The organism is Kitasatospora sp. NPDC058965 (assembly GCF_042741245.1).
Classification (GTDB): domain Bacteria; phylum Actinomycetota; class Actinomycetes; order Streptomycetales; family Streptomycetaceae; genus Kitasatospora.
In genome coordinates, this window is sequence record NZ_JBHYKG010000068.1 from 1 (window position 1) to 14,502 (window position 14,502).

A 14,502-nucleotide genomic window follows, 5' to 3' on the forward strand; every position below is an offset into this window, starting at 1 on the left:
GTCGGAGAACCTCGTCTTCGGCGACCCCCTCGACGAGCGTGAGGACCGGGTAGAAGCCGTCCTCCTCGTCGATCCAGTCGAACCGGTCGTCCTGAATGTCCATGGCGCATGCATACCAGGCGTGCCCGACAGTCGAGGCGCCGGCGTGAGGAACCACGCGAGCGGGGGGTCTGGCCAACACATGAGCACCGGCCGCACGACCGCCGAGCAGATGACCCTCTGAATGATAGGGCGGCATCAAACAGTCCGTCACAGTTTCGGCGTCCCTGGGCCATGACCAATACCGCCGCAGCAACAGCCAGGCCGGGTCTGCCGTCTCATCGCTCTATCCGCGGACTCGGCCTTCCGGCGGGCGGCGGAAGGTGACTACCTGGGCCTGAGGAATCGACGCCAAGGTCATGCTGTGGGTCGTGATAACGAACTGGCAGCCATGCGCGACTCGATCGACCATCCGCTCGACCAGTCGGGCCGTGGCTTTCGGATGCAGGCTGGCCTCCGGCTCATCGAGCAGGAACAGCCTGTTGCGTGCCCCATCGATCTCCTTGGTCAGAGGGCCAACACCCTTTGGCCCGTCAGCCATTTGTGCCCGGAACTCACAGCTCTCAGGTGTCCGTGCCGGCGACCAGCGGGCTTCCAGCCATCGGTCGAGCGCACCGCTGAACTCGTTTGGATCACGTCCTGCAAGTACCTGGCAGCCGGCCAGGCGAGCGAGTGCCGCCAAGACTGTCGACTTACCCGAGCCGTTCGGGCCCGCCAGAACGGTGATCCCCGAGCGCAGCGACAGGCCCCTCTCCAGTTGGCGCGTGATCGGCAGCGAGGGGAACCCGGCGGCCGGGCCGCCTCCCAGTCGGACGAACTGCAGGAAGGGCTCGGGGGCGCCGTTCCGCCGTCCAAGTTCCGCGGCGAAGGTGTTGAGAAGATCGCTCGATTCCGCAACTGCCTGGCCTGTCAGGCTGAGCATGCGGTCGACGTTGTCGAGGTCGCCATCGTGAAGGTCGAGCGCTCCGACGAGCCCGGGGTCTCCAGTCGCCGAGTGTGGAAGCGCGTAACGGCTTCCTGGGAGCAGGGACCGGCTCAGGTCGGCGACGTGCCGTGACCAGGCCAGCAGCATGATCTGGACGCGCTCGCGTTCGTCTTCGGCACGGGCCCGTTGCCAGTCTCCCTCCTCCAGCCGCAGCTCCCATCCCGATACCGTGGGATCGCCGTCGGCGATCCGTCCGAGCGCCTGGTCTCTGTGCAGGTCCTCGACGCGCTCCCTGATCCGCTCGCAGATGATCATCATGGCCCGCGCCACCTCCCGGATGCGGTCGCGCTCCGACACCATCTGGACCACGCGGTGCTCCGCCTTGCGCAGCCGCTCGGCCAGGTCGAGAGCCCGATGCGCCAGGTCGATGTCCGCCCGACTCGTACGTGCGATGCCGCTCTGACAGGCCAGATCCCAGTGGACCCGTACCTCTGCTAGGCGTTGCTCCTGCAGATCGGCACTGCCCGTGGTGACGTCGACCACAGCTTCGATGAACTCCCATGTCAGGCCCTTGCCTGCGAGACGGTCGTAGGTCGCCGAGCGTCCCGGTGGAGTGGCATCCCCGAAGTGCTCCGGCGTGAAGCGGCCGATCAGCATCCCCACCGTGCAGCCGGCCACGTCGAGCCACGATCGCAGCAGATCCGCCACCGCGTTGTGCGCCACGCTCGGCCCGACCAACGGACCCCAACGCGTTCCCGCCCCGCCCATTGCCCCCGCTCCTCCCCACCTCGTCAGTGTCAGCGCCGCGGACCATCGTGCCGTGCCGGACCCACGTCCGGGCTCGTCCGGCGGACATGCCGGACCGCTGGCCACGGCAGGCCCGAGTCGACAGTGTTGACCTCTCATCACTGGTCAACTCGCAGAGAGAGATTCGCACATGACGACGCTCGACCATGGCTCGGAGCCCTCTCCGTTGAGCCGCCCGGAGAAGGTGCTGTGCTGGGTCACCGGATTGACTGCGCTGGCCACGATGATGGCAGTGCCCGTACTCGTCCTCACCGGCAATGTCGACCTCGTCGCGGCGGCCCTCGGGGTCGGCACCACCGCGACGACCGCCCGCGCAGCTGTCGACATCCGCATCCGCATCCGCCGCTGACCGGCACCACGCCCACACAGCAGTCAGCGCTGGCAGCCGGTTGGAGTGCCGCTGGCCCGCTTCACCGTCGGCGTCCGGCGCCGAGCAGCAGATCGCCGAACCGGACGCCCTCAGTGCCCCTCAAGGAACGGATCATGGAGCCCATGCAGCAGATCGATCACGACGCCATGGCGCAGGCCTTTCCCGACGGACTCCTGCTCCTGCCGGACCATCTGGCCGCCCGCATCGCCCACGCCCCGACTCGGGCATTCCTGCGGGATGTCGGCCTCCCGGACCGCGAGCGGTGGTTCGAGTCGAGCCAGGAGCTCGCAGACGGCCGCATCGAGATCGGAGGCGAGGCCTGGCAGCGGGTCGCGCAGCAGTACTCCCACTGCACGTTCGACATGTCCACATGGCTGGCGCTCGGAGGCATCGGCCTCGACAGCGTGGCGGTGGACACCGTGACCGGGCTCGTCTACTCGATGCCCGACGGAGGGGCACCGCACCTGCTGAACAGCAGCGTCGAGGCGCTGGGGACGTTCCTGTACGCCCTGGAGATGGAGCGCGGCGCCTACGATCCCGAGGCCGACGGCGAGGCCGACCCGGACGGGGCGGTGGAGCGGCTGCTGGAGCTGCTGCGCACGGTAGACCCGGCCGCCGCGCGTCATGCGGCGCTGGAGTACGAGTACGGGGGCTCCACGTGGTCTATGGTCCTGCACTATGTCGGCAACATGCTGGGCGACTAAGAGCTGTCCCGTTTAAGCAGGTGAGGCAGCGCTGACGGTCGCGGTACGGTCCCCGGGTGGAGCACTTGAACCCGGCCTGCTGGCTGCACGGACCCGGCATCGATCCCTTGTCCTTGGTCGGCAGCCGGCTCGTCGGGGTGCTGGCGTCGTGGCACATTCACGACGGGCACCCCGGTGACGCCCCGGTCGAGGTGTGGCTGATCGACGATCGAGACAGGTCCACCAACATCGCCAGTGGAACGGACTGGTGCCTCGTGGTCGAGTCCTCCGGGCCGGATGACGGGTTCGACATGGGCGACTGGGGCCGGATCGACGTTCGGCCCGTACGTGACGAGACCCCGTTCGCGGCCCACCTCGGCGAGGTTGTGCTCGACGTCCGGCAGGAGTGGGAGCCGGCGACAGGACGTGTGGCGCTTGAGCTGGACTTCCCATCGGGCAGTGTCCGCTGCGAGAGCTGGAGCGGTGACCTCCGGGTCCTGGCCGTGGACCGACCCGCAGGCCCGACCACGCCAATGCCATGATCTTGGAGTGGCTGGTGTGATCACGGCGTCGGAGCCGACCTGGATAGGCCCGTTCACGGGGCTGGGCCCGCGTGACTTCCAGAAGTTGGTCACGATGCTCCGCCGCGAGGGCGCCGACATCGTGCGCCGCGGCCGTCCGTGGGGCCTGCCGTTGGAAGACCGGGTCCTGCTGGTTGCTGCCTACTGGCGCACGAATCTGACATTGCGGCAGCTCGCGCCGCTGTTCGGGGTATCCAAGTCTGCGGCCGGTCGGGTCATTGACCACGTCGGGCCCATGCTCGCGCTCAAGCCCCGGCTCCGGTTTCGCAAAGGCACCGTGCTGATCGTGGACGGCACCCTGGTTCCCACCCGCGACCATGCGATCGCCGAGCAGTCGAAGACATCTCATGTCGTCGGTGGGTCAAGCGGTGACGCGGTGACGGGCTCGCGCTGGCGGTGGCTCTACGTGTGGCCCAGGAAGGCGGTAGCGTCCTCGTCATGCTGGATGGTCCTGACGTGTCGGTGGAGCTACAGGGTGGAGTGCGGGCGCTCTCCCAAGCCCTGGATTTCGTGCAGTGGTTCGCCGGCGCGTGGGCGGACCGTCCGCTGCAACGGGAAGACGGCTGCTCTGAAGAGGAGCTGGCCGCCGCAGAGGCCGATCTGGGCTTCGAGCTGCCGGCTGCCATGCGTGCGGGGTATGCGCTTTTCGGCCGTCGGGATGACCTGACTCGTCAGCAGGACCCACTGGTCCGGCCGACCGGGCTCTACGTTGACGAGGCTTTGGACGGTGTCCTGGTCTTCCGGCGCGAGAACCAGGACTGCGCCTGCTGGGGAATCCCCCTGGCCCAGATCGAGCCGGAAGACCCGCCGGTGGTCGTGGAGTCACGCGAAGGCTGGATTCCCTTCCTCGACCGGATGTCTCTGGCCTGGGTGGAGCTCGTTCTGGGCGAATCCCTCTTCGCTCCGGGCAGCCAATACGACGCCTGCGAGCTACCGGACCGGCTGCTGCCAATCCTCCATACTCGCTATTCCCGGGTTGAGCTGCCTGACCATCCCATGTGGGCAGGCGAGGACGACTCGCCCGTGCGCTGGTACTCGGCTCCCGGCCGGTCACAGGGCGATCGGACGATACCTGAGGGCCTCGTCGACGATCTGCTCGGCCGAGGCGTCCCGCAGGCCGGCCGGGGGATGGAAGATCAGGTCGCTGACCCGGGGATGCGTCACGTTGGCTTCGAGGAGCCGCAGGTAGTAGTCGCTCTCCGGGTCGCCGGCCAGGATTCTGCGGACGATCTCGACGAGTTCGTCCGTGGTGACGTCCGCGATCCGGGGCCGGGCCGGGCGGGCTGCCTCCAGCGCGAACTCGGCCACGTCGCGGCTGGCGTCGTACTCGGCGAAGTCGAGAGCCACGTAGTCGTGGCCCGTCCTCGCGTTGAAGGCCGCGATCTCCTCGTCCGCGTTCTCGGCTCCGCGGAGCACCAGGTCGGCGATCCGCACGATCTCACGGCTGAGCTCGTCCTGCCGCTGCTGGCTCACCGACGGGGGCACCAGTTCCGCTCTCAGAGGGTGTTCGATACCGATTTAGGCTGCCGCAGGCGTTTTCGGGCGGAGGTATTGCCCGGTCCTGTCCGGGTTGGCGGTGAGGCGGCTGGTCATGGAGTTCACCATGGCCCACTGGATCATCGAGCGTGACCGGTCCGGCAGTTCCTCGTAGTCACGGTGGAGCCGCCGGTATCGGGACATGATCCCGAAGGTCTGCTCCACGCGCCAGCGGATCGGCTGCACGACGAAGCCCTTCTGCTCCTTGTCCCGGGCCACGACCTCGACGTCGATGTCGAGTGCGGCGCCGTGCCTGACGACCGCGTTGTTGTAGCCGGCGTCCACCCACGCCTTGCTCACCGTGGGCCACTGGGCGGCGAGGGTGTCCAGGACCTGCTTGCCGCCCGCCGAGTCCTGGACACCGGCGGCGGTGACGATCAGGACCAGGAGCAGGCCGAGAGTGTCGGTGGCGATGTGGCGCTTGCGTCCCTTAACCTTCTTGCCGCCGTCGAAGCCTTGGGAGTCCGCAGGCGCGTTCGGCGAGGCCTTCACGGACTGGGCGTCGATGATCGCCGCGCTGGGCAGGACGCGGCGGCCCTTCTTCGCCCGCAGCTGGTCACGGAGTGTGTCGTGGATCTGTTCGGTGGTGCCGTCGCGTTCCCACTCCCTGAAGTAGCCGTAGACGGTGGTGTGGGGCGGGAAGTCGTGCGGCAGGTACCTCCAGGCGATCCCGGTCCGCGCGACGTAGAGGATCGCGTTCACCACCTCGCGCAGCTCGGTCGTGGGCTCACGCCCTTCGGCGCGGGTGCGTCGCCACTCCACCAGCATGGGCTCGATGAGCTCCCACTGATCGTCCTTCAGGTCCGAGGGATACCGCCGTCGTTCCGTCACGGTTGATCAATATCGCGGACACGGACCCGGCCGCCACGAGATCCTGGAACCGAGTCCGTGCCGCGTGAACGAAAGCCGGACAGTTGGGGGGAATCCCCTATCGAACACCCTCTCAGATCCACGGCACGGATTATGCCGCCGGTCTCCGACACGCCGACACCGCCATCGAGGTGCTCTCGCTTCTCGCCAACATCGCTCGGCATCCCGATCAAGAACCGACGCCAGAACCCACCGACATCCGCTCTCCGCTTTCACCTACACAGCCAGGTGCTCGTAGAAGGCCCGACAGCCGTGGCCAGCGCGGCCTTCGCGGCCATCGAGCGGGCGCGCGATGTGGCGACCCTCATGGACAACTGGATAGCCGCCGAGGACCCGCAGCAGGCCATCCTCAAGCAGGCCAAGGAGGGTTGGGAGGCCGGGTTGATGGCTGGCCAGGCAGTCGAGCAGTTCACCGCCGCCTGCCGCGCGGCGCTTCACCCGGACAGCCGGGTCCCGTTCCGTCGGGTATGACCTTCGCAGGTCCGCGGTGGGCGCTCGTTATGGGGTTGTGATCTGACTGCTAGTCAGAATCGGACGGGAGTCGTGGGGGGATCCCGGTGGTGCTGCGCTCCACCGAGGGCATGAGCGGCTTGGTGGGCGTGACGGCCACGGTGCCGGCCAGTTCCACGGCTCTGACCGGATCTGCGTGAATCCCTAGGTCAGGGGGCGAATGCAGGAACGTTCGCTCGGGGCAGGTCTCGATCGTGGGGGTCTGCTCGATCGAAGATGTGCTGTTTCCCGGGATCGATGTACGCCTGGAGGGTGTGAGCGCCACCGCCGCGGTGCTGTTCGTCGACGCCGCGGCGAGCGGACGGCCACCGTCCTGCCCGGGCTGCCGATGGCGAGGGCGGAGGGTGCACTCGACCTATCGCCGCCGGCTATCCGAACGGCCGCTGGGTGGACAGAAGTTGGTGGTGCGGTTGCGGGTGCGGCGGTTCTTCTGTGACCGGAAGTCGTGTGGCCGCAGGACGTTCGTCGAGCAGGTGGACCGGCTGACGGAACCTCATCGCCGGTCCAGCCTGGGGTTGAAGGAGTGGCAGACGACGGTGGCCGCCGAGCTCGGCGGACGGGCTGGCGAGCGGCTGTGCCGCAAGCTCCACCTGGCCGCCGGGCGGACCCGTCTGCTGGAACTGCTGGAGGAACCACCGGTGCCCGAGCGGGCCCCGCGCGTCCTTGGGGTGGACGAGTTCGCCTTCCGCCGCGGCCGCCGGTACGGCACCATCCTGGTCAACGTCGAGACCGGTCGAGTCGTGGACGTCCTGCCCGACCGCACGTCCGAGACCTTCGCCGCCTGGCTGACCGCCCACCCGGGGGCGGAGATCATCTGCCGCGACCGCGCCAGCGCCTACACCAAGGCCGTCAAGCAGGCCGCACCCGACGCCCTGGAAGTCGCAGACCGCTGGCACCTGCTGCAAAACCTGTCGGCGGCGGTGGAGAAGACCTGCCACCAGCACCGCTCCTGCCTGCGCAAACGCCTCGACGACGAGGCGCCGACCGCGGCCGAGGACCCGCCGGAGCCCGTCTTGGTCGACCTGCCGCCACCCGCGCTGCCGAAGACGGCGATGGTCGAGCGCACCCGCCACCGGTACATCGACGTGCACCGGCTTCTGGACCAGGGCTGGACGATCAGCGCGATCGCCCGCCACCTGGGCCTGGACCGCAAAACCGTGCGCAAGTTCAAGACCACCGACCTGGACCTCCTGCTCGCCTCCGCCCGCGACCGCCGCCCCGACGGTGTGCTGGAGCCGTTCAAGCCCTACCTCAACTCCCGCTTCGCCGCCGGGTGCACGAGCGGAACCCGGCTGTTCCGCGAGATCACCGAACGCGGCTACCGAGGCAGCGTCCAAGTCGTCCGCAAGCACCTCGCCGCACTGCGGACCGGCACCGCCGAACCGGCCCGAACCGCCGCACCGAGCCCGCGCAAGATCACCTCCTGGATCATGCGCGACCGCGACCGGCTCAGCGCCGACGAGGTCGAGCAACTCGACCAGGTCCGACTCGCCTGCCCGGACCTCGCGCGGGCCTGCGACCTCGCCCGCGTCTTCCGCGACCTGGTCCGCAACCGCCGAGGCCACCTTCTGCTCGACTGGATCCGCCAGGCCGAACAGGACAGCCCCGGCCCGATCCGCAGCTTCGCCGGCTTCCTCCGCCAGGACCTCGACGCGGTGACCGCTGGCCTCACCCTGGAATGGAGCTCCGGCATCGTCGAGGGCCACGTGAACCGCGTGAAGACGATCAAGAGAGCCATGTACGGCCGGGCCTCGTTCCGGCTCCTGAGGATCCGAATCCTCACCCGGCTTTGAGCGAGAGGGAACGGCCAGGTCAGATGGAGTTCCCGCGAATCAGCTCGATCCAGACTGACTGATCATCGGCCGCGACCGCGCGGTCGACGTGTCGTGCTATGTCCGCTACAAGCTCCACACATGCGTAGAGACGCTCGTAGTGGCGGACATGATCTGCTTCTGGAGCCGTGTGTGAAGGTTCCTCAACCTTCCGGAGAATCTGGATCGCCGCGGACCAGCGCCAAGCAGTCTGGACGTACTGGGCAACCGAGGAGCTGAAGAAGGAGACCGCTGGTTTGTGGAGGCCTGAGTGGTACGGCCTGAGGACCTCTGGGATGTCGTCGATGGTGATGGGAGCGGGGAGAAGGCAGAGGACACGGCCATCGCCGGGAACCACGCCGACGACGAAGCTGTCATCGTTCGGCCCCCAGAATCCGAGGTTGTAGAGTCGCTGGCCGTCCTTGACCAGGCGACGCTCGTATTCGCCTGCCAGGTTTGGCACCAGGACGGGATCCACTCCGGTCTGCGGCCTGAGCGTGAAGAGCGGCAGGTGCGGCAGGCCCCACTCGTCCAGGGCAATCCGGTCGCTCTCGGGGATGTCCCACTCCTGAGCCTCCCGGATGAGCAACGGCCGCTCATTGGCAATCAACCGCTCCAGCGGTTGCGAAAGCATGAGCCGCAGTTCGTCCTCGACTGCCGCCCACTCGTCGCCGTGTTCGTTCCTCACAACCTGCAGCATCTCCCGGCATGCCAGCCCAACTCAAGATCGGTCACGAAATCACGGCCAGAGCCATTTTCGAGGATCGTCATCACCCCGCCGCCTGAAGGAACCGATGAGCGCCCCCACCACGCCCCTGTCCCTGCGGCGCTACGGCGCCGGCGACGCCGACACCCTGCTGGAGACGCTCGCCGACATCTGGGCCGAGGCCCACGCCGGTCACGACGACGTCGCCCGGGCCGGCTTCACCCCCCAGACCCTGCGCCGCCAGATCACCGCGCACGCCCGACGCGACGACTTCACCCTCATCGTGGCGTTCTCCGCCGGCCACGCCGTCGGCTTCGGCTACGGCTTCCGCTGCACCCCCGCCTACTGGTACGGCGAGCAACTCCTTCCGGCCATCGCCCCCGAGGCCCGTGACACCGACTCCCTCGCCGGGATCTGTGAACTCGCCGTCCGAACCGGCTGGCAGGGCCGGGGCGTGGGCACCCGCCTGCACGCCGCACTCCTGGAGGCGCTGCACACCGAGTGGGTGTCCCTGCTCGCCATGCCGGGCGACCAGCCAGCCCAGCGGCTCTACCATCGACTCGGGTACCGGTACGCGGGGCCGTACAACGCCGGTCCGGACGGCCCGGTCCTGGACCTGCTGCTGCTCCGCACCGACTTCTGACCACCCGCCGGCCCGGGTTACCGCCCGCTTCCGGCGACGACAGCCGGGAGCACCATGACCGCCACCACCCGATTCCCGTCCGGAGCGACTGCGGTGCGCCGCGACGTCATCAACGGCCGCGTCTGGTCGGCCCAGCCCTACCGCACCATCAGCGACGACGGGACCACCCTCGACCTCGCCTACTGGCCCGGCCTCAAGAGCCTGGGGCCCACCACCTGGTCCGCCGCAATGCGCACCGGCGACGACCGCGTCCGCAAGCAGGGCCTGGAGAACCTCGCCTGCGGCGACTGGCACCTCGGCCTGTGGGCCTGGGAGGGTACGACCCTGCGCTCCAGGTTCACGGCCGGCGAGTACTTCAGCGTCCACACCTTCCAGGACGCAGCCACCGGTGAACCACTGCGCTGGTACGTCAACTTCGAGATGCCCTATCAACGTACCCACATCGGATTGGACACCTTCGACCTCTTCGTCGACCTGGTCGTCGAACCCGACCTCTCGTCCTACCGCTGGAAGGACGAGGACGAGTACGAACAGGGCCGCCGCCTGGGCCTGGTAGACGACACCCTCCACAGTCTCGTCGAGGCCGCCCGCGAGCGCGCGCTCGCCCTCCTTGAAGGACCGGCCCTGCCGTTCAGCGGAGCCTGGCCGGCCTGGACACCCGATCCCACCTGGCCTGTCCCGGTGCTCCCGGACAGCGCCGGTGACGGCCCTGGCAACGGCATCACCACCACGTCGCTCCCGAGCTGAGCACTCCAAGCCACACTCGCGAACTGGATGCCCACTGCCGGCACCAGCGCGTCTGGCCGACCCGCGTCGGGGGCCAAGCCGTTGGCCGGCGGGCGCCCGATCAACCGGGTGTTTTCGTTGACGAAAGCACCCGACAGGGGGACATCCGGTCCCCGGCCGGCCCGCACCCCGACTGCGACCCCGGCCCCTGGTGGGGTCCGTTGAGTCTTCGCGGATCCGCATCACCCCTGGACTGCGGCGCCGAACCCTCGTCCACCATCCCCAGCCGCTCCAACAGCGCGTCAGCGAGCGTCGGGGAACAACTGGTTCGCCACGCCGTACGTGGCTGCTTCGCGCCGGTTGAGCGCGGAGTTGAGGAGGGTGCTCGCGTCGTCGAGAACCTCGATGATCTCTTCGGCGTCGGCCCTGTCGCAGGCCAGGCCGAGGTCGTCGGGCGTAGAACGTAGGCGGATCGCGTGGCCGGCTGTCTCGACGAGCTTCCCGGCCGCTGCGGCAAAGCCCTCTCCCACCTGCCCGCCGACATCCAACCCGACTGCACCAGGCGCGGAAAGATCTGTTGCGAGCACGTCGAGGTGGTCGGAGGCCCGACCGAGGTGGAGCAGGGCCGCCAGCCTGTGGTCTTCGGGCACTGGCCAGTTGTGCACTCGGGTGCGGTCGGCGATCTCCACCGCAGCCGCCCGGTCCGCCGCCGTGAACAGGTTGCGGCTGGCCCGCTCGGCTCCGCGGCGCAGGTGTGCGGCCAGCAAGCAAGCCCGGACCTGGGGGTCCTCATCTTCCAGAGCAGCCGGCACGGGCAGCCCGAGCGCCGCCAGAGCGCCCCGCAGTTGGTCTTCGTCTGGGAGTAGTGACTCGTACATGGCGCGCATCATCCCGCCCCGGCGGCGGTTTCGGGGCGGTTCTCACCCGATCGCGTGACGGCGAGCCGGGACGAAGTATCGGCGCAGCAGCACGGCCAGGCCTGTGGGGGCGCCGAACACGGCCGGGGCCGCGATGACCTGCAGCACGGTTCGTGTCACACCGTGGGGCATGGGCTCAGTGGCCAACAGCAGGGCCAGATCCAGGGCGCCACCACCGGCCAAGAGCTGCGAGCCTGGCGCCGGCCGGCAGTCAGCGGGGGGCCTGGTAGGTCCAGTTCCTTCCGGGGGTGGCGCAGCGGACTACGGTGCCAGCTCTCAGCCGGGTAAGCAGGCATTACCCCTCCTCGTGGTGGTACCTGGGCGGTGGCCGCCGGTTCTGCTACCGGCCCGGTGGCTGTCCCGGGCCAGCGGGGTGATCGGACTCAACCGGCTGTGCCTGGGTAGCCCTGCGGCGCTTGCTCGCCCGAACGACGAGAATGACCACGGAGGCCGCAATCCCAATCGCCAGAGCCGCCACCACCAGGTACGCCACCGGGAAGTCGGGTGAGGTCCGCCCGGAAGCGTCCAGCTGTGCTCCGACCTGCTTGCTCTTCGCCCCGATCACTCTCGACACGACGTACGCCACGGGAACTCCCAGGACCAGCACTCGCACGATCGCGGCCGCGAGCTTACGCGGGGAGCCGTGGCCCCTGTACTTGTCGGACACGCGGCGCTTCCTCCGGACAGTCTGTCTGAGCGATGCAGTGGCGTTCCACATCATCCCATGTGGTCTGCTGTGACTGACGGTGCGTTACAGAAGTTCACTTCGACCTTGGTTGTCAGCGATCCGGAGAGCGGGGCCGCCAGGCCGTCGGGCAGACTGGAGTGCACAAGGAGGACGCATCGATCCCGTTGAGCTGATGTACGAATTTCAGCGCGCTGTCACGCGGCCCGAGGACCGCCCGAACACTCTGGACGTGACAGGGGCGAAGGGTCTGGCCCAAGCCGCCTGGCCCGCCCCGCCAGCTCCCCGGCGAGTACTCCACCCACAATCTCGGCATCGCCCCGACGCCTACGATGCCTGCCTGGACGTCGACTTCAGCGTGCTCGGCGACGACGACAAAGCAGCAGCGGCATGACGGACAAGCCGACGCGGTCCGAAAACCGTTAGCGGTCCCAGGGGCATTGAGCCGAGACTGCTGGGTCGATCACATCGGACAGGAAGAGTGGCCAGCCCTGACGTACAACCGTGACACCCTGCCCTTCCCCGACAACCGCGTGCCCCCCATCACCTACGAGGGCATTCGGGACTGGGATGAGTTCGACCCTGCCCGCCACTCGTTCGCCTGGGACGAGGACGAGGAGGAGCACCTCCGCTCGCTGGTCCGCGAGTGGGTGCCACCCGTGCTCTCCGGTATGGCTGGCTGGTGGCAGGGAGAACGCTGGTGCGAGAGCCAGGTAGACGCGATCATCCGGGAGCGATACGGCACCTGGGCCTGGGGGTGGAGCTGGTGCTACCGCGACGGCGGGCCCATCGGTAACTGGGTCAGCGGGTCAAGCTCGGTGACGACCCCCGACGAGACCGCAGAACGTGTCGTGGCCGCGCTGTTGGAATGGCGGGTGTGGTTGGAGCGAACGGCCCAGCGCTTCACCGAACTGGCGCCGCCGCCGGACGCCTCGCCCGAGGATCGCAGCTGGCACCTGGAACGGGCCTGCGTCCGGCTCGTGACCCACACCATGGACTCGGGCGCGGACAACGCCTGGCGCGGCCAGACCCCGATCGTCCTTGGCTGGTTCCTCACCAGCACCGGCATGGACCGGGCCGAAGCCGCGCAAGCGGTGGAGAACGCGATCGGTGGCCGGTTCAAGAGCTGGGTCACCCCGGAACGGACGCTGATCGAATCCGTCGGCGAGAATCTGGCCGTTGGCCTCACCGGCCACACGCCGTACCAGGACCATCGTGAGAGGGCGGCGCTGGAGGAGTTCCATGACCGCTTCTGACAGCCTTTCGGCCTGGCTGCGTGTACGCCGCGAGGCCGACTGGCAACACGCACCGGCTCTACAACGGGTCCCGACCGACCGCGATGGATTCCGGTCCTGGTGCGGGGGACCGGTGCGCCGACGTGACCCGATTCGCGCCGAACGTCTGCTCGCCGCACACACCCTGGCCCGAGAAGATGCCGCACGCCAGACCCCGCTGAACTTCGTACTCCTGGCCGGCTGGCAATGCGAAGTCCTCGCTGCAGCAGAGGCACCGTTCCGCGTGAGCGACGCCTATGCGAAGGCCGGCCGCGAGCGCTACGGCCTGACCCCTCACACGCAGGCCGACTTCGATTCGTGCCTGAACGAGACGACCGACCCGGACATCCCGCTGGCGGCCCGCGCGGCCCGCGCCTACCTCGACGTGGCGTTCTTCCACCCCTTCACCGATGGCAACGCCCGCGCCGCACTGTTGACCTTGGTCCATGTTCTGGCGCGGGAGGACATCGTCCTTCCTGAGGTCGGCCCACTCCAGACCACCCGCTACCCGGATGACCCGGCCGGTGCCGCCGACCTTGCCACTCTCATCGGGGTGCTCAACCGCCGCCGACACTGAAGCGTGTAGTACTTCTCCGGCCGCCCGGGCCCGCTCCGAGAACCTCGGGATGCAGGCGGTCAAGGGCGGTGGCTCGCCACGCGCGTGCGCGGTACGCAGCTCACCGCGCTGGTGGGTCAGGAGATGCCGCAGGTCGCGGATGTACTTCACGGTGGGAGTGTCGATGTCGTCCCGCTCCCTCACCCGCTACGGCGTCACCACCATCGGTGCCCTCGCCGCCCTCCCACTGGCCACCGTGCAGCGCATCGCCAGCACCTCCACCGGGCGCCTCCTGCACGACCGCGCCCACGGCACCGACCACCGCCGCGTCACCCCCGCCGGGCCGCCCGCCACCATCACCGCCAAGCGCCACTTCGACCGCGACGTCCTCGACCCCGACGAAGCCCGCACCGCCCTGCTGTCCCTCGCCGTCGAACTCGGCGCCATCCTGCGCCGCTCCGCCCAGATCGCCCGCACCCTGGAACTCCAGGTCATCTACGCCGACCGCAGCTCCACCACCAAGTCGCGCACCCTGCGCGAGCCCACCGGACACACCCCCCCAGCTGCAGGACACCCTCTACGCCCTGTGCACCGGCCTCGGCCTGCAACGGGCCCGGATCCGCGGACTCACAGCCCGGGCCGGCCAGCTCACCGCCGCCGCACACGCTGCCGTCCAGCTCACCCTCGACCAGCGCACCGAAGACCTCCACACCCTGGAACCGGTCATCGACCGCGCGAACCTGCGCTTCGGCACCGGCGCACTGCGCCCAGCCGCCCTGAGCTCGCCAGGCACCGCCTTCGGCGGCCCGAAGCACCACCGCTCCCGGTAACAAGGGCAATCGAGACGGCGTTCACCAAGCTGG

Annotated in this window: 14 protein-coding genes and 2 pseudogenes; 11 read left to right on the top strand and 5 right to left on the bottom strand. The window is 68.7% G+C overall.

Going from position 1 to position 14,502, the window contains the following annotated elements; genetic code table 11:
- Window positions 1-325 precede the first annotated feature (325 nt).
- Complete coding sequence (locus ACFW1A_RS14210) at window positions 326-1,687, bottom strand: AAA family ATPase (RefSeq protein ID WP_380408669.1); 1,362 nt, start codon at window positions 1,685-1,687, stop codon at window positions 326-328.
- Between the two features lie 214 nt (window positions 1,688-1,901).
- Between ACFW1A_RS14210 and ACFW1A_RS14215 the strand changes: the two genes are divergently transcribed.
- The 4 genes and pseudogenes from ACFW1A_RS14215 to ACFW1A_RS14230 form a co-directional block, all read left to right on the top strand.
- Window positions 1,902-2,120 (top strand): hypothetical protein, encoded by a 219-nt coding sequence (locus ACFW1A_RS14215; RefSeq protein WP_380408671.1) that lies wholly within the window; start codon window positions 1,902-1,904, stop codon window positions 2,118-2,120.
- A 143-nt stretch (window positions 2,121-2,263) separates the two neighbouring features.
- Window positions 2,264-2,845 carry an SUKH-4 family immunity protein gene (locus ACFW1A_RS14220; RefSeq protein WP_380408673.1) on the top strand — a complete coding sequence of 194 codons (582 nt, stop codon included), beginning with the start codon at window positions 2,264-2,266 and terminating at the stop codon, window positions 2,843-2,845.
- A 56-nt stretch (window positions 2,846-2,901) separates the two neighbouring features.
- Window positions 2,902-3,366 carry a hypothetical protein gene (locus ACFW1A_RS14225; protein ID WP_380408675.1) on the top strand — a complete coding sequence of 155 codons (465 nt, stop codon included), beginning with the start codon at window positions 2,902-2,904 and terminating at the stop codon, window positions 3,364-3,366.
- A 7-nt stretch (window positions 3,367-3,373) separates the two neighbouring features.
- Window positions 3,374-3,745: pseudogene (locus ACFW1A_RS14230) on the top strand (transposase family protein); the annotation flags it as partial.
- A 710-nt stretch (window positions 3,746-4,455) separates the two neighbouring features.
- On the opposite strand, the gene ACFW1A_RS14235 reads toward ACFW1A_RS14230, so the two are convergent.
- The gene (locus tag ACFW1A_RS14235) at window positions 4,456-4,878 is read right to left on the bottom strand and encodes a hypothetical protein (RefSeq protein ID WP_380408677.1); all 423 of its coding nucleotides are present in this window, start codon (window positions 4,876-4,878) and stop codon (window positions 4,456-4,458) included.
- A gap of 45 nt (window positions 4,879-4,923) precedes the next feature.
- On the bottom strand, window positions 4,924-5,772 hold the full coding sequence (locus tag ACFW1A_RS14240) for an IS5 family transposase (RefSeq protein WP_380408679.1): 849 nt from the start codon (window positions 5,770-5,772) through the stop codon (window positions 4,924-4,926).
- A 291-nt stretch (window positions 5,773-6,063) separates the two neighbouring features.
- Here ACFW1A_RS14240 and ACFW1A_RS14245 point away from each other — a divergent pair, with 291 nt between their 5' ends.
- Together ACFW1A_RS14245 and ACFW1A_RS14250 are read left to right on the top strand one after the other, a co-directional pair.
- The gene (locus ACFW1A_RS14245; protein WP_380408682.1) at window positions 6,064-6,282 is read left to right on the top strand and encodes a hypothetical protein; all 219 of its coding nucleotides are present in this window, start codon (window positions 6,064-6,066) and stop codon (window positions 6,280-6,282) included.
- Between the two features lie 233 nt (window positions 6,283-6,515).
- Entirely contained in the window at window positions 6,516-8,114 is a 1,599-nt protein-coding gene (locus tag ACFW1A_RS14250; protein WP_380408684.1) for an ISL3 family transposase, read from the top strand.
- A gap of 19 nt (window positions 8,115-8,133) precedes the next feature.
- On the opposite strand, the gene ACFW1A_RS14255 is transcribed toward ACFW1A_RS14250, so the two are convergent.
- Window positions 8,134-8,832: an SUKH-4 family immunity protein gene (locus ACFW1A_RS14255; protein ID WP_380408686.1), complete on the bottom strand. Its 699-nt coding sequence runs from the start codon at window positions 8,830-8,832 to the stop codon at window positions 8,134-8,136.
- Window positions 8,833-8,926: 94 nt separating this feature from the next.
- On the opposite strand from ACFW1A_RS14255, the gene ACFW1A_RS14260 reads away from it, so the two are divergent.
- Entirely contained in the window at window positions 8,927-9,481 is a 555-nt protein-coding gene (locus tag ACFW1A_RS14260; RefSeq protein ID WP_380408688.1) for a GNAT family N-acetyltransferase, read from the top strand.
- A gap of 54 nt (window positions 9,482-9,535) precedes the next feature.
- Entirely contained in the window at window positions 9,536-10,228 is a 693-nt protein-coding gene (locus tag ACFW1A_RS14265) for a DUF402 domain-containing protein (protein WP_380408690.1), read from the top strand.
- A 281-nt stretch (window positions 10,229-10,509) separates the two neighbouring features.
- Here ACFW1A_RS14265 and ACFW1A_RS14270 read toward each other — a convergent pair whose 3' ends face one another.
- A complete protein-coding gene (locus ACFW1A_RS14270) occupies window positions 10,510-11,085 on the bottom strand; it encodes a hypothetical protein (protein WP_380408692.1) in 576 nt (191 codons plus the stop codon).
- A 1,257-nt stretch (window positions 11,086-12,342) separates the two neighbouring features.
- Here ACFW1A_RS14270 and ACFW1A_RS14275 point away from each other — a divergent pair.
- The 3 genes and pseudogenes from ACFW1A_RS14275 to ACFW1A_RS14285 form a co-directional block, all read left to right on the top strand.
- Complete coding sequence (locus tag ACFW1A_RS14275; RefSeq protein WP_380408694.1) at window positions 12,343-13,065, top strand: hypothetical protein; 723 nt, start codon at window positions 12,343-12,345, stop codon at window positions 13,063-13,065.
- Complete coding sequence (locus ACFW1A_RS14280) at window positions 13,052-13,660, top strand: Fic family protein (RefSeq protein WP_380408696.1); 609 nt, start codon at window positions 13,052-13,054, stop codon at window positions 13,658-13,660. The genes ACFW1A_RS14275 and ACFW1A_RS14280 overlap by 14 nt, the downstream gene beginning before the upstream one ends.
- A 163-nt stretch (window positions 13,661-13,823) precedes the next feature.
- Window positions 13,824-14,183, top strand: a pseudogene (locus ACFW1A_RS14285) (hypothetical protein); the annotation flags it as partial.
- Between the last annotated feature and the right edge of the window lie 319 nt (window positions 14,184-14,502).

Excerpts from the sequence above, each read along its gene's own strand:
- ACFW1A_RS14215 (WP_380408671.1), top strand. The coding sequence starts at position 1,902 with ATGACGACGCTCGACCATGGCTCGGAGCCCTCTCCGTTGAGCCGCCCG.
- ACFW1A_RS14220 (WP_380408673.1), top strand. The coding sequence starts at position 2,264 with ATGCAGCAGATCGATCACGACGCCATGGCGCAGGCCTTTCCCGACGGA.
- ACFW1A_RS14255 (WP_380408686.1), bottom strand. The coding sequence starts at position 8,832 with ATGCTGCAGGTTGTGAGGAACGAACACGGCGACGAGTGGGCGGCAGTC.
- ACFW1A_RS14260 (WP_380408688.1), top strand. The coding sequence starts at position 8,927 with ATGAGCGCCCCCACCACGCCCCTGTCCCTGCGGCGCTACGGCGCCGGC.
- ACFW1A_RS14265 (WP_380408690.1), top strand. The coding sequence starts at position 9,536 with ATGACCGCCACCACCCGATTCCCGTCCGGAGCGACTGCGGTGCGCCGC.
- ACFW1A_RS14270 (WP_380408692.1), bottom strand. The coding sequence starts at position 11,085 with ATGTACGAGTCACTACTCCCAGACGAAGACCAACTGCGGGGCGCTCTG.
- ACFW1A_RS14280 (WP_380408696.1), top strand. The coding sequence starts at position 13,052 with ATGACCGCTTCTGACAGCCTTTCGGCCTGGCTGCGTGTACGCCGCGAG.